The sequence below is a fragment of the Pseudomonas weihenstephanensis genome, assembly GCF_016812185.1.
Taxonomy (GTDB): Bacteria; Pseudomonadota; Gammaproteobacteria; order Pseudomonadales; family Pseudomonadaceae; genus Aquipseudomonas; species Aquipseudomonas weihenstephanensis.
Map to the genome: position 1 here is coordinate 330,414 of NZ_JAAEBV010000004.1, position 14,343 is coordinate 344,756.

At 58.6% G+C, this 14,343-nt stretch carries 12 protein-coding genes and 1 pseudogene; 7 read left to right on the top strand and 6 right to left on the bottom strand.

Features of this window, described 5'->3' with window-relative positions:
• Positions 1-68 precede the first annotated feature (68 nt).
• Positions 69-2,492: a penicillin-binding protein 1A gene (locus tag GYN01_RS15025; protein ID WP_420850439.1), complete on the top strand. Its 2,424-nt coding sequence runs from the start codon at positions 69-71 to the stop codon at positions 2,490-2,492.
• A 38-nt stretch (positions 2,493-2,530) separates the two neighbouring features.
• On the opposite strand, the gene GYN01_RS15030 is transcribed toward GYN01_RS15025, so the two are convergent.
• The 5 genes from GYN01_RS15030 to rpmE form a co-directional block, all read right to left on the bottom strand.
• Complete coding sequence (locus GYN01_RS15030) at positions 2,531-2,698, bottom strand: hypothetical protein (protein WP_203307379.1); 168 nt, start codon at positions 2,696-2,698, stop codon at positions 2,531-2,533.
• Positions 2,695-2,916 (bottom strand): hypothetical protein, encoded by a 222-nt coding sequence (locus GYN01_RS15035; protein WP_203307380.1) that lies wholly within the window; start codon positions 2,914-2,916, stop codon positions 2,695-2,697. Before GYN01_RS15035 ends, GYN01_RS15030 begins: the two co-directional genes overlap by 4 nt.
• A 219-nt stretch (positions 2,917-3,135) precedes the next feature.
• Positions 3,136-4,404 (bottom strand): malic enzyme-like NAD(P)-binding protein, encoded by a 1,269-nt coding sequence (locus GYN01_RS15040; RefSeq protein WP_048364553.1) that lies wholly within the window; start codon positions 4,402-4,404, stop codon positions 3,136-3,138.
• Positions 4,405-4,585: 181 nt separating this feature from the next.
• On the bottom strand, positions 4,586-5,413 hold the full coding sequence (locus tag GYN01_RS15045; RefSeq protein WP_203307381.1) for a thermonuclease family protein: 828 nt from the start codon (positions 5,411-5,413) through the stop codon (positions 4,586-4,588).
• A 5-nt stretch (positions 5,414-5,418) separates the two neighbouring features.
• Positions 5,419-5,670 (bottom strand): 50S ribosomal protein L31, encoded by a 252-nt coding sequence (rpmE, locus tag GYN01_RS15050; RefSeq protein ID WP_019825265.1) that lies wholly within the window; start codon positions 5,668-5,670, stop codon positions 5,419-5,421.
• 219 nt (positions 5,671-5,889) lie between these two features.
• Between rpmE and GYN01_RS15055 the strand changes: the two genes are divergently transcribed.
• The 6 genes from GYN01_RS15055 (at position 5,890) to GYN01_RS15080 (ending at position 13,381) form a co-directional block, all read left to right on the top strand.
• On the top strand, positions 5,890-8,109 hold the full coding sequence (locus tag GYN01_RS15055; RefSeq protein WP_048400628.1) for a primosomal protein N': 2,220 nt from the start codon (positions 5,890-5,892) through the stop codon (positions 8,107-8,109).
• Positions 8,110-8,318: 209 nt separating this feature from the next.
• Positions 8,319-10,055, top strand: a complete 1,737-nt coding sequence (gene argS, locus GYN01_RS15060) for an arginine--tRNA ligase (RefSeq protein ID WP_203307382.1) — start codon at positions 8,319-8,321, stop codon at positions 10,053-10,055.
• Between the two features lies 1 nt (position 10,056).
• Positions 10,057-10,749: an SPOR domain-containing protein gene (locus GYN01_RS15065; protein WP_048364557.1), complete on the top strand. Its 693-nt coding sequence runs from the start codon at positions 10,057-10,059 to the stop codon at positions 10,747-10,749.
• Between the two features lie 180 nt (positions 10,750-10,929).
• Positions 10,930-11,460 (top strand): ATP-dependent protease subunit HslV, encoded by a 531-nt coding sequence (hslV, locus tag GYN01_RS15070; RefSeq protein ID WP_048364558.1) that lies wholly within the window; start codon positions 10,930-10,932, stop codon positions 11,458-11,460.
• Between the two features lie 68 nt (positions 11,461-11,528).
• Complete coding sequence (gene hslU, locus GYN01_RS15075; RefSeq protein ID WP_048364559.1) at positions 11,529-12,863, top strand: ATP-dependent protease ATPase subunit HslU; 1,335 nt, start codon at positions 11,529-11,531, stop codon at positions 12,861-12,863.
• Positions 12,864-13,009: 146 nt separating this feature from the next.
• On the top strand, positions 13,010-13,381 hold the full coding sequence (locus tag GYN01_RS15080; protein WP_203307383.1) for a gamma-butyrobetaine hydroxylase family protein: 372 nt from the start codon (positions 13,010-13,012) through the stop codon (positions 13,379-13,381).
• A 228-nt stretch (positions 13,382-13,609) separates the two neighbouring features.
• Here the strand turns inward: GYN01_RS15080 and GYN01_RS15085 are convergent.
• Positions 13,610-14,194 (bottom strand): annotated as a pseudogene (locus GYN01_RS15085) (phasin family protein); the annotation flags it as partial.
• Positions 14,195-14,343: the final 149 nt, after the last annotated feature.

Consider the following 14,343-nt stretch of genomic DNA (forward strand, 5'->3'; position numbering starts at 1 on the left):
GACCCGGCGCTCCTGCGCACTGCCCTGACGTGCAACCCATTTCTTAATCTGGAAATTCAAAAGCCTTGATTCGTCTGCTGAAGTTTTTCGGGTGGTCATTCGTTGCTGTGATCTGCGGGCTCGTGCTCGGGTTGAGCGGTGCGTTTCTCTATCTTAGTCCTGGCTTGCCGTCTGTAGAGTCGTTGAGAAGCATCCAGTTGCAGATTCCTTTACGGGTCTACACCAGCGACGGCAAATTGATCGCAGAGTTTGGCGAAATGCGCCGCTCACCGATCAAGTTCGCCGACATTCCGCCCAATTTCATTAATGCGCTGCTGTCGGCAGAAGATGACAACTTCGCCAATCATTACGGGGTCGACCCCAGCAGCCTGATGCGTGCCGCCACCCAGTTGGTAAAAAGCGGACACATACAATCGGGCGGCAGCACGATCACCATGCAGGTGGCGAAGAACTATTTCCTCTCCAGTGAGCGGAGCTTTTCGCGCAAAACCAACGAAATTCTGCTGGCCCTGCAAATCGAGCGCGAACTGACCAAGGACGAAATCCTTGAGCTGTACGTGAACAAGATTTACCTGGGCAACCGCGCCTATGGCATCGAGTCAGCCGCACAGGTCTATTACGGCAAATCGATCCGGGACTTGAGCCTGGCGCAGATGGCAATGATCGCCGGTCTGCCAAAAGCCCCGTCGCGCTTCAACCCGCTGGCCAACCCGGTGCGCAGCAAAGAGCGCCGCGACTGGATTCTGGGCCGCATGTACAAGCTGGGCAAAATCGATCAGGCCAGCTACCAGGCCGCCATTGCCGAGCCGGTAAACGCCAGCTATCACGTGCCAACGCCCGAGGTGAACGCGCCTTACATTGCTGAAATGGCCCGCGCCGAAATGGTCGGCCGTTATGGCAGCGAGGCCTACACCGAGGGCTACCGTGTCACCACCACCGTACCGAGCGATCTTCAGGAGCTGGCGAACAAGTCCGTCGAAGAAGGGCTGATCACCTACGATCAACGCCACGGTTATCGCGGACCAGAATCCCGCTTCCCTGGCAAGACCCTGGCCGCGTGGACGCAAGAGCTGGCCAAACAACGTGCAATCACCGGCCTTGAGCCTGCGATCGTGACCGAGGTCGACAAAGACGGCCTGCAAGTGCTGACCCGCACCGGTGAAGGCCGTGTGGCGTGGGACAGCATGAAATGGGCGCGGCGCTTTCTGAATACCAACAGCATGGGCCCGATGCCCAAGCAGCCTTCGGATGTGGCGCAAGTAGGCGATTTGATTCGTGTGCAGCCGCAAGCCGACGCCAGCCTCAAGTTCAGCCAGGTGCCCACCGTGCAAGGCGCACTGGTGTCTCTGGACCCGAACAACGGCGCCATTCGCGCACTGGTGGGTGGCTTCGCGTTCGAGCAAAGCAATTACAACCGCGCGATGCAGGCCAAGCGCCAACCGGGTTCAAGTTTCAAACCCTTCGTTTACAGCGCGGCGCTGGATAACGGCTACACCGCCGCCACGCTGGTGAACGATGCACCGATCGTGTTTGTCGACGAGTACCAGGACAAAGTCTGGCGCCCGAAAAACGACAACAACACCTTCCTCGGCCCGATCCGCGTGCGCGAAGCGCTGTACAAGTCGCGCAACCTGGTGTCGATTCGCCTGCTGCAAAGCCTGGGCGTCGACAAGACGGTCGACTACATCAGCCGTTTTGGCTTCAACAAGCAGGACCTGCCGCGCAACCTGTCGCTGGCACTGGGTACCGCGACGTTAACGCCGATGGAAATCGCCACCGGCTGGAGTACGTTTGCCAACGGCGGTTACAAAATCACGCCGTATCTGATCGACAAAATTGAAAGCCGCAACGGCGAAACGCTGTTCGTGGCCAACCCGCCAAGCGTGCCGAAAACCGACAGCAAAGACGTACCGCCGCAGACCGAAGCGCTGACCATCGACACGATCAATGCCGCACCGGGCCTGCCAACCGTTGAAACCCAGGCGGTTGCGGAGCGCATTATCGACGGGCGCACCGCCTACATCCTGACCAGCATGTTGCAGGACGTGATCAAGCTGGGCACCGGTCGCCGCGCACTGGCCTTGGGCCGCACCGATCTGGCGGGCAAAACCGGTACCACCAACGAATCCAAGGATGCGTGGTTCTCGGGCTATAACGCCGATTACGTGACCACGGTCTGGACCGGTTTCGACCAGCCTGAAAGCCTGGGTCGTCGCGAATACGGCGGTACGGTGGCGCTACCGATCTGGATCCACTACATGGGCGGCGCGCTCAAGGGCAAGCCCGCGCATACTCAGGCAGAACCCGAAGGCATCCTCAGCCTGCGGATCGACCCGATCAGCGGTCGCGTCGCCTCGCCGGGCACACCGGGTGCGTACTTTGAGTTGTTCAAAAGTGAAGACACGCCGCCGTCCAACAGCGAGTTGAGCAATGGCGTCGCACCGGGCAGCCCGTTGCCAGCGGATGAAGGCGCACCGATCGACCTGTTCTAATCCCCGACGACACGCTGCCATGCATGGGCAGCGTGTCGTTAGGCCCCTTTCAGAAGGTCATCAATATCAAACGGCGCACCGATTACATGCTCTCTGAAGCCGGTGATCGAGGCCGTTAACTCCCGCATCGACAGCCCTGTCGGCGCCATCGCCACTTGCTCTTTGCGCTTATTTTCAGCGTGGGCCAGCCAGCGCTCGATGTTCACAGCCAGCGCCTCAGGCCGGGCAGCGTGATGGCCATACACTTCGTCCGCTCCAGCAGGGTTTCAACCCACTCCAGCTCTAGATCGGTCATCCGCGCACGGTTAAGTCCAAGGCTTCCTGCCAGCGTTAGCTCAAGAGCCAGAGAGGAGGCCGCGTGCTGCGCCAAGGTTTCGCAGGCCCAATTGATCATGCGGTGATGCACCGGCGATAAACGCCTCATCACCCGCACGGGGGGCGCCATAGGTGTAAAGGACGATGGTGTAGCCTTCAGGTCGGCGACGCAGGAAGAGATGAACGCTAACGGATAGCACCAGACTCCCCGTGTAGGCGTTTTCCTAAAATTTCATAAGATGCCGATAAATGACTACGCGTTAATTCACCGAGCACAAAAAAGCCCCGACTCTCACGAGCCGGGGCTTGGGTAAAACGCTATCGCGGCTTAGCCGTTGAACACGTCATCCACGCTTTTGAGCGGGTAGTTTTTCGGGTACGGCAGGGTCGCAACGCCGGTCTCGATGGCAGCCTTGGCCACAGCATCGGAGATCACGGTGATCAGGCGGGCATCCATTGGTTTGGGAATGATGTACTCACGACCAAATTCCAGCTTGATACCGCCGTAGGCGTCACAAACCTCTTGTGGTACTGGCAGTTTGGCCAGTTCACGCAAGGCGTTGGCCGCTGCGATTTTCATCTCTTCGTTGATGCGTTTGGCGCGAACGTCCAATGCACCGCGGAAGATGAACGGGAAGCCCAGCACGTTGTTGACCTGGTTCGGGTAGTCCGAACGGCCAGTGGCCATGATCACGTCGTTACGCGTGGCGTGTGCCAGCTCTGGCGCGATTTCCGGGTCCGGGTTCGAGCACGCGAACACGATCGGGTTCGGCGCCATGCGCAGCAGGTTTTCAGCGCTCAGCAAGTTTGGACCCGACAGGCCAACAAACACGTCTGCGCCGTCCAAGGCATCTGCCAGGGTGCGTTTTTCAGTCGCGTGAGCAAACACTGCTTTGTACTGGTTAAGGTCGTCGCGGCCGGAGTGGATCACACCGGTACGGTCAACCATGAAAATGTTTTCGAGGGTCGCGCCCATGCTCACCAGCAACTTCATGCAGGAGATGGCCGCAGCGCCAGCGCCCAGGCAAACGATTTTGGCGTCAGACAGGGTTTTGCCTGCGATTTCCAGGGCATTGATCATGCCGGCCGCCGTCACAATCGCGGTGCCGTGCTGGTCATCGTGGAATACCGGAATATCGCACTGCTCGATCAGAGCACGTTCGATCTCAAAGCACTCAGGGGCTTTGATGTCTTCGAGGTTGATGCCGCCGAAGGTGATGGAAATGCGTTTAACAGTGTCGATGAAAGCCTGTGGGCTCTCGGAATCAACTTCGATATCGAATACGTCGATACCGGCAAAGCGCTTGAACAGTACGCCTTTGCCTTCCATCACAGGTTTGGAAGCCAATGGGCCAAGGTTACCCAGGCCCAGAATGGCGGTGCCGTCAGAAATCACTGCGACCAGGTTGCCCTTGCCGGTGTACTTGTAGGCCAGTTCAGGATCGCGGGCGATTTCACGCACTGGTTCGGCTACACCCGGGCTGTAGGCCAGCGCGAGATCGCGGGCGGTAGCGGTAGGTTTGGTGAGCTCGACACTCAGTTTCCCTGGACGTGGCTGGGCATGATATTCGAGAGCGGCGGTTTTCAAATCAGACATAGGGGCATTCCGCTTTTTTGCTGTTGGACAGACGGATCGCCGAGCATACGCGTGTCGTAAAGTCCCGACAAGACTGACCAGTCAGCAGTGTCAAGGGCTTTACCCTACGACTTTGGACCAAGAGCCGCGGCCCGTAAGGGCTAGAGTGTTCACAATCCACATTAAAAATTGTCTACAATTTTTAGCGAGCGACGACTTTAAACATCCCCGGATGCGTCAATGGCAGCATCCAGCGCGCCTGACCCGGCTTCAACCCGCCACGCCGTGAACGGTCCAGCACCCAGCCACGCGCCTCAAGCTGCGTGCCCTTCAAGTTAGCGAGACGTTTTTGATCGAAATGGGTCAGTTGATTGGGTGCAATGTGCAACACCAGTCCGCCTTCAAGGTCGATCCAAAAGCCACCACGATTGCGCTGAACCCGGCTCACTTTTGCACCCACTAGCGCGAAACCGGAGCGGGTGATGTGCTGCGGAGCCTGCACCGGCGATTGGCGCCACATCCCGGCCCTGGCGGAGCGTGCGCGCTGTTCTGCCGCCTGTTGGCAGCCCAGCAGTTCGGTATTGGGTGCAATGGCCACCTGATAAGCCAGACCGTCTGCCAGCAGTTGAGCTTCAAGGTTGCTGCCGTCTGCCCCGAACACGTGGGCCAGGGTCCGCCCGTAGCGGTCCTGCGCCTGCTTGCCTATCAGCAACCCCACGCGGCCATCACTGCGCGCCACCAGCGCTTGCAGCCGTTGGCGCGCCGCCTCCGCAAAAGGTTCGGCGGTTTGGCCTTTTTTGCCGGTTTCTGGCGCATTGAGACCGATCATGCGCACGCTGCGCCCGTCTTTGAGGCGCAAGGTGTCGCCATCGACCACGCGCTCGACTTGCGCGGGTGTGGGCGCTTTTGGCGCAGGGCAAAGTACCTGGGCCTGTACGCTGGAAAGCCAAATCGCAGGCACAAAAAAGGCGCCCGCAAGGGACGCCTTTTTCAATAACCCGGCCAGCCTCAAAAGGTTGCCCAAGGTCATGCGCCTTACTCGGCGGCTTTTTCTGCTTCTGCTGCTGGAGCGGCTGCTTTAGCGCCGAAAGCACCAAAACGAGTCTTGAAGCGATCAACACGACCGCCAATGTCCAGAGTTTTTTGCTTACCGGTGTAGAACGGGTGGCACTCGTTGCATACGTCAGTGCCCAGAGGCTTGCACAGGTTCGAACGAGTTTCGAACTTGTTGCCGCAGCTGCAAGTTACCAGGATTGTTTCGTACGCTGGATGGATATCGGCTTTCATGGGGTATTCCTCAGGCTAGCGTGCCGCCACTCAACACCATTGTTGAATACCGCACGTAAATTTAGGGCGCCGATAATACCAGACCTATGCATTGACGCAAGCAGCCAATCATGCTCCCGCTAAAATCATTCGCCTTTCAGTGCCCTGCCTTTTAGTCGCGCAGCGCTTTGTCTGCTAGGCTCCGGGCCATCTTTGCCGTTCATCACTTGAGAGCCCCGCGTGCCCGACGCCATTTTGCGCCTTGCCCTGCCTTCCCCCCTGCGCCGCCTGTTTGACTATCGGGCGCCTGCTGGCGTGCGACGCGATCAATTGCAGCCGGGCATGCGCTTGCGGGTACCGTTCGGGCGGCGCGAGATGATCGGCATTCTGGTTGAGGTGGTCGATCACAGTGAGGTCCCGGCCGACAAGCTCAAACCGGCGATTGCATTGCTCGATACCACCGCGCCGCTGCCCGCCTCGCTGCTCAAACTGTGTTTATGGACCTCGCAGTACTACCAGCACAGTCTGGGCGACACCCTGAGCTGGGCCTTGCCCGTACTGCTGCGTCAGGGGGAGCTGGCTGAAACCCGACAAGAGCGGTTTTGGCAGATGGCGCCCGGCGCCCGTCTCGACGACCCGCGCATTGCCCGCGCACCCCGTCAGCGTGAAGCACTGGCCACTCTGGCCCAGCACCCGCATGGCGTCGCACATACGCTGCTTAGCAAGTTAATGCTGAGTAAAGACAGCCTCGACCTGCTGCTGGCTAAAGAGTTGGTCAGCGTAGAAATCCGCCGCCACGCACCCCTTGAGCGTCACGACCACTGGCTGGCGCAGCCTGAACTGCCGCTCAACAGCGAACAGCAGGCGGCCTATGAAGCCATCCACGCAGGACTTGGCAGCTTCCATGCATTTCTATTGGCCGGGGTAACCGGCAGCGGCAAGACCGAAGTGTATTTGCAGCTGATCCGCGAAACCCTTCAAGCTGGCAAACAGGCGCTGGTCCTGATCCCGGAGATCAACCTCGGCCCGCAGACCCTGGCCCGCTTCGAACAGCGTTTCAATGCGCGTATTGCGCTGGTGCACTCGGCGGTTAACGACCGCGAGCGCCTGGAAAGCTGGTTGGCCGCTCGCGATGGCGAAGCCGACATTATTATTGGCACCCGTTCGGCACTGTTCACCCCGATGAAAAACCCGGGGCTGATCATCATCGACGAAGAACACGACGGCTCTTATAAGCAGCAAGAAGGTTTGCGCTATCACGCCCGCGATTTGGCGCTGGTGCGCGCACGCCAGGAAAACATCCCCATCGTGCTCGGCTCTGCCACGCCATCTCTCGAAAGCCTGCATAACGCCTACACCGGTCGCTATGGTTTGCTGCGCCTTAATGAACGCGCAGGGGGCGCCAGGCAGCCACGTTTCCTGCGCCTGGACGTTAAAAGTCGCCCGCTGGACAGCGGCATATCCGGGCCAATGCAACAAGCCATTGGTCAGACCCTGGCGGCAGGCCAGCAAGTGCTGGTCTTCCTCAACCGCCGTGGCTTTGCCCCTACGTTGCTGTGCCATGACTGCGGCTGGATGTCGGAATGCCAACGCTGCGATGCGCGCATGACCGTGCACCAGCGCTCGGGCGAGTTGCGCTGCCATCACTGCGGCCATGTAGAGCGTGTGCCGCGCAATTGCCCGCAATGCGGCAAAGTTGACTTGCGCCCGGTCGGTGCAGGTACGGAGCGTGCTGAAGAGCGGCTGGGGATTTTATTTCCCGACTACCCGGTTTTACGGGTCGACCGCGACAGCACTTCGCGCAAAGATGCGATGAACCAGCTGTTTGCCACCATCCAGAAAGGCAAGCCGTGCATTTTGATCGGCACACAAATGCTCGCCAAGGGTCATCACTTCCCACGGGTGACGCTGGTGTCGATTCTGGACGCCGATGGCGGCCTGTTCTCCGGCGACTTTCGCGCCAGCGAACGCATGGCCCAATTGATTGTGCAGGTGGCCGGGCGCGCCGGGCGGGCGCAAGAACCGGGCAAAGTGATTATCCAGACCCACTTGGCTGACCACCCGCTGCTGATTCAACTCACCGAACAAGGCTACTTTGCCTTCGCTGAACAAGCATTGAGCGAGCGGCGAGCGGCGGGCCTGCCGCCTTTTGCGCACTTGGCCCTGCTCCGGGCCGAAGCCCACAAACCAGGGCAAGCCGAAGGCTTTTTGGACCAGGCATGCAGCGAGGCCGAACGCCTGCTGGGCGAGCTGAACCTGACCGGCGTCGAACTGCTCGGCCCGGTGCCTGCGCCCATGGAACGCCGTGCCGGACGCTACCGCGCGCAATTATTGTTACAAGCCAACGCGCGCGCGCCGCTGCACCGTTTGCTCAACCAATGGCTGCTGCTGCTCGAACAAATGCCCAGCGGGCGGCAAGTGCGCTGGTCCCTGGACGTTGATCCGGTCGACCTGTATTGACCGCCAAACTGTTGATCGCGAGCAAGCTCACGCCGCAAAATTTATGCACCCTGATAAGAGCGAAGTGATCCGGGACCACCGCGTGATCATCACCGCAGATCCATTACCCAACTGCCAAGGTTGGCAAGGCCGACCCGGCAACGGATAATGCCCAGTTTTTCCACCTGCGCACTGAAGCGCTACCGCGCTTGCGGTCGAAAGAGAAGACCATGAAAGACACCATTCGCCAGCTGATTCAACAAGCCCTAGCTCAACTCGTCACAGAAGGTGTGTTGCCTGAAGGCCTGACGCCAGCGATTCAGGTGGAAAACGCCCGTGACAAGACCCACGGCGACTTTGCCAGCAACATCGCCATGATGCTGGCAAAGCCGGCCGGCATGAAGCCGCGCGATCTGGCTGAAAAAATCATCGCCGCCCTGCCGGCCGATGAACAAATCAGCAAAACCGAAATCGCCGGTCCCGGCTTCCTGAACTTCTTCCAAAACACCCAGGCACTGGCCTCACGCCTGGACGCAGCCCTGGCTGACGAGAAAATCGGCGTACGCAAGGCTACCCCCGCCATGCGCACCGTGATCGACATGTCCGCGCCCAACCTGGCCAAAGAAATGCACGTCGGCCACTTGCGCTCCACCATCATTGGCGACGGCGTAGCCCGGGTACTTGAGTTCCTCGGTGACGACGTGATTCGTCAAAACCACGTGGGCGACTGGGGCACTCAGTTCGGCATGTTGATGGCCTACCTGGAAGAAAACCCGATCACCAGCGACGAGCTGTCTGACCTCGAAAACTTCTACCGTGCGGCCAAGCAGCGTTTCGACGAGTCGCCAGAGTTCGCCGGCCGCGCCCGTAGCCTGGTGGTCAAGCTGCAAGCCGGCGACCCGGACTGCCTGGCACTGTGGGCCAAGTTCAAAGACATCTCGCTGTCGCATTGCCAGAAAATCTACGAACTGCTGAACGTCAAACTGACCATGGCCGATGTGATGGGCGAAAGTGCCTACAACGACGACCTGATCAACGTCGTCAACGACCTCAAGGCCAAAGGCATGCTGGTCGAGAGCAATGGCGCACAATGCGTGTTCCTCGACGAGTTCAAAAACGCTGACGGCGAGCCGTTGCCGGTGATCATCGTCAAGGCCGACGGCGGCTACCTGTATGCCACCACCGACCTGGCAGCCATCCGCTATCGCAGCGGCGTATTGAAAGCAGACCGAGCCCTGTACTTTGTCGACCAGCGTCAGGCGCTGCACTTCCAGCAAGTGTTTGCCGTTGCGCGCAAAGCCGGTTTCGTGACCCACCCGATGGAAATGGAACACATGGGCTTCGGCACCATGAACGGCGCAGACGGCCGCCCATTCAAAACCCGCGACGGTGGCACGGTTAAATTGATCGACCTGCTCAATGAAGCCAAAGAGCGCGCCTACACCCTGGTCAAAGAGAAAAACCCTGAGCTGCCAGAAGACGAACTGCGTGCCATCGCCAAAGTGGTCGGCATCGACGCGGTGAAATACGCCGACTTGTCCAAGCACCGCACCAGCGATTACAGCTTCAACTTCGACCTGATGTTGAACTTCGAAGGCAATACCGCGCCTTACTTGCTGTACGCCTACACCCGTGTGGCAGGCGTGTTCCGCAAACTGGGCAAAAACTTCACCGAAGTTGAAGGCCAGATCGTGCTGCAAGCGCCACAAGAGCAAGAGCTTGCCGCCAAGCTGGCGCAGTTCGGTGAAGTGCTCAATAACGTGGCTGAAAAAGGCACGCCGCACACTTTGTGCACCTACCTGTACGAAGTGGCAGGCCTGTTCTCCAGCTTCTATGAGAACTGCCCGATCCTGAACGCCGAAGACGAAGCACAAAAACAAAGCCGCCTGCGCCTGGCAGCCCTGGCGGGCCGTACCCTCAAGCAAGGTCTGGAATTGCTGGGCCTGGAAACTCTGGAGCGCATGTAAGTTGGCCGCCAAGAAAAAACCTGCACCCAAGCGTGGCGCCAGCCGGTATCAGGCGCCCGCCAAACAACCGATTCCAGGTTGGCTGTGGATGGCCATCGGCCTGACCGTGGGCGCATTTATCGTGTTTTTGATGAAACTCGAACCTGGCAAGGGCGACGACGTCAAGCGCGTCAAGCAAGAGCAGCAAAAGGCGTCGCAAACGGCCCAGGCAAATAAAACGCCGCCAAGCCCTGCGCAACCGATCAAGCCCAAGTACGACTTCTACACCTTGTTGCCCGAGTCTGAAGTGATCGTGCCGCCAGAAGCCGTACCGGAAAAAACCCCACCAACGCCGCAAACTGCGCCGCTGGCGCCGGTAACCCCGGCCGAAGCGGCAAAAATTGACACGGCCCGCGCTCAGGCTGCCTTGAGCGGTGTGACCCCGCCACCTGCACCGCCCGTGGTGAAAGCGGCGCCGGTAACCAAGTTCTTCTTGCAGGCGGGCTCGTTCCGCAAACAAGCCGACGCGGAAAAAGTGCGTGCGCAAATCATCTTGCTCGGCCAAACCGCAACGGTTGAAGCCGGCACCGTGAAAGACGAAACCTGGTACCGCGTGCTGGTTGGCCCCTTCAGCAACCGTGACCAGCTGACTGTTGCGCAGAAGCAACTGGCGGGCAGCGGCTTTAGTAACTTGTTGCTACAGCAGCGCCGTTAATACCTGGCACGCCACCGGGCAAGTGCTTGACCTGTAGCAGCCATCGATCCTCGACAGCTGCTACAGGATTTGTCCGTTCTCCGTTCATCCGCATTGCCTTCCCACTGTTGAAATATTCGCTACAACCCCCATATGTATCTCCATCAGGCATTTTCGCCCCGCTGCGTGGAGACTCTTCCCTTGACCACCATCGTTTCAGTACGCCGTCACGGCAAAGTTGTCATGGCTGGCGACGGCCAGGTTTCACTTGGCAACACCGTCATGAAAGGCAACGCGAAAAAAGTCCGTCGTCTCTATCACGGTCAGGTCATAGCCGGTTTCGCCGGTGCCACCGCTGATGCATTCACCCTGTTCGAACGCTTTGAAGGCCAGCTTGAAAAACATCAAGGCCATCTGGTTCGCGCAGCCGTCGAGTTAGCCAAAGAATGGCGTACCGACCGCTCGCTGAGCCGCCTTGAAGCCATGCTGGCCGTGGCCAACAAAGACGCTTCTTTGATCATCACCGGCAACGGGGACGTGGTTGAGCCAGAAGACGGCTTGATCGCCATGGGGTCGGGGGGTGCATTCGCCCAGGCCGCAGCCCGCGCGTTGCTGATGAAAACCGATCTGTCGGCCCGCGAAATTGCCGAAACTGCGCTGGGCATTGCCGGCGACATCTGTGTATTCACTAACCACAACATCACTCTTGAGGAGCAGGACCTCGCCGAATAAGCCGCTGGCCGGGTCAATTCACCGACCCGTTTGTGCCCCTTCATTCTGCTAGAGGAACGCCAACTACTATGTCCATGACTCCCCGCGAAATCGTCCACGAACTCAATCGCCATATCATCGGCCAGGACGATGCCAAACGCGCCGTCGCCATCGCGCTGCGTAACCGCTGGCGCCGCATGCAGCTGCCTGAAGAGCTGCGTGTTGAAGTGACCCCCAAAAACATCTTGATGATCGGCCCGACCGGTGTCGGTAAAACCGAAATCGCCCGTCGTCTGGCCAAACTGGCCAACGCACCGTTCATCAAAGTCGAAGCCACCAAGTTCACCGAAGTGGGCTATGTCGGCCGCGACGTAGAGTCGATCATTCGTGACCTGGCCGATGCAGCCATCAAACTGCTGCGCGAGCAAGAGATCGTCAAAGTTCGCCATCGTGCAGAAGACGCCGCAGAAGAGCGCATCCTTGACGCACTGCTGCCACCGGCTCGCACCTTCGGCGAAGAAGCGGCCACCCCGCAGGATTCCAACACCCGCCAACTGTTCCGCAAGCGTCTGCGCGAAGGTCAGCTGGACGATAAAGAAATCGAAATCGAAGTCGCCGATGCTGTGGGCGTCGATATTTCCGCGCCGCCTGGCATGGAAGAAATGACCAACCAATTGCAGAGCCTGTTTGCCAACATGGGCAAAGGCAAGCGCAAGAGCCGCAAGCTGAAAGTCAAAGAAGCCCTGAAAATGGTGCGTGACGAAGAAGCAGGCCGCCTGGTCAACGACGAAGAACTCAAAGCCAAGGCGCTGGAAGCGGTTGAGCAGCACGGCATTGTGTTCATCGACGAAATCGACAAAGTGGCCAAGCGTGGCAACGTGGGCGGTGCTGATGTATCGCGTGAAGGCGTACAGCGCGACCTGCTGCCGCTGATCGAAGGTTGCACCGTCAACACCAAACTGGGCATGGTCAAAACTGACCACATCCTGTTTATTGCTTCGGGCGCCTTCCACCTCAGCAAACCTAGCGACCTGGTACCTGAGCTGCAAGGCCGTTTGCCGATTCGGGTTGAGCTCAAAGCGTTGTCGCCGGAAGACTTCGAACGTATCCTCAGCGAACCGCATGCCTCCCTGACCGAGCAATACCGCGAGCTGCTGAAAACTGAAGGCCTGAACATCGAGTTCATGCCTGAAGGCATCAAGCGCCTGGCTGAAATTGCCTGGAAAGTGAACGAGAAAACCGAGAACATCGGTGCGCGTCGCTTGCACACGTTGCTTGAGCGCTTGCTCGAAGAGGTGTCTTTCAGTGCCGGTGATATCGCCAGTGCTCATCAAGACGAACCGATTCGTATCGACGCCGAGTACGTGAACAGCCATTTGGGCGAATTGGCAGAAAACGAAGACCTGTCGCGCTACATCTTGTAAAAGCGCTTGCACCTCCTGTAGCCGCTGATGCGAGCTGCGATAAGGCCACCGGCCTTCAGTGATCTTAGTATCCTGCGCCAACGTCGTTGGCGATTGCAGTCTGCGCCAGCGGCTTTATTGTTTGTGTGAAACCAAAGGTTATGACCATGAACCCGAGCGCCATCAACCTGCACAAAGCCTCGAAAGCACTGACGCTGAAATACCCCTCAGGCGAGGAGTTTCATCTGCCTGCCGAGCTTTTACGCGTGCACTCCCCCTCCGCCGAGGTGCAAGGCCACGGTAATCCGATCTTGCAACACGGCAAGATCAATGTGGGCATCAACAAAATTGAGCCCGCAGGCCAATACGCCTTAAAGATCAGCTTCGATGACGGCCACGACAGCGGGCTGTTTACCTGGCAATACCTGTATCAATTGGGCCAGCGTCAAGACGCGCTGTGGGCAGACTATCTGGAAGAATTGAAAAAAGCCGGCAAGTCACGCGACCCGTCCGAGTCCATCGTCAAATTGATGCTGTAACGCCTGCTTGCTCTGTGGGTGCGCGGTTACCGCCCCCCCACGAAGTGCTGGTTTTTTGTAGTCGCTGACGAGTAATGCGAGGCTGCGATCGAGTGCGCAGCGCTCGCAAACCCGAGCGCTGCAGTGTGGCTCAAGTATCGCGTTAAATGACTCTACGGCCGCTGCGCGCCCGATCGCAGCCTCGTACCTCGACAGCGACAACAGGAGGCGCTGACGAGGCTGCGATCAAGCAGCGGGCGAATCAGGTTTCGGAGCCACCGGTTTTTTGCTCACCGCCGGCTTCTTCACAACAGGTTTGGCCGCCGCAGGTTTACCGGAAGCCACAGGTGCTTTTTTGACTGCTGGTTTTACAGCAGGCTTTGCAGGCGCAGATTTGCTGGCAACAGGCGCTTTGGTCGCCGTGACTTTGGCAGCCGCTGCCGTCAGCTTTTCAATGTGTTTGGTCAGGGTTTCTACTTTGGCGTGCAGCACTTTCACTTCATCACGACTCGGCACACCTAGCCGGGAAATAGCGCTGCTCAGGCGTTTATCGAAGGCTTCTTCCAACTCGCCCCATTTACCTAGCGCCAACTCTTTAACATCGTCAACTTTAGAGCGCGTAGACGATTTGGTCATTTTAGGTTCAGTGGTCTTGGTCAATTTTTCGGCCTTTTCACCGTCCTTGACCAAGCTGTCAAACAACTTGCTGCCATCCGTATCAATTTTCGAGTACACGCCCAAGCCCGCGAGCCAGATTTTGCGCGAGTACTCTTCAACTTTGCCAACCCAAGAGTGGTTGTCTTTTGCAGGTGTCGCCGGTTTTTTAGCCGCCATCGTGTTCCCCTCAATGTTCAATTGCGACGTCCATCCGCAGACCGTCGACTCATCAAGGTGAACAACCTGTTCACCTGCACTAGGTTTAGACCTTAATCAGGGCCGTTTCAAGGCATGCTTGTACGGATTGGCGGCACACGCAAAAACAG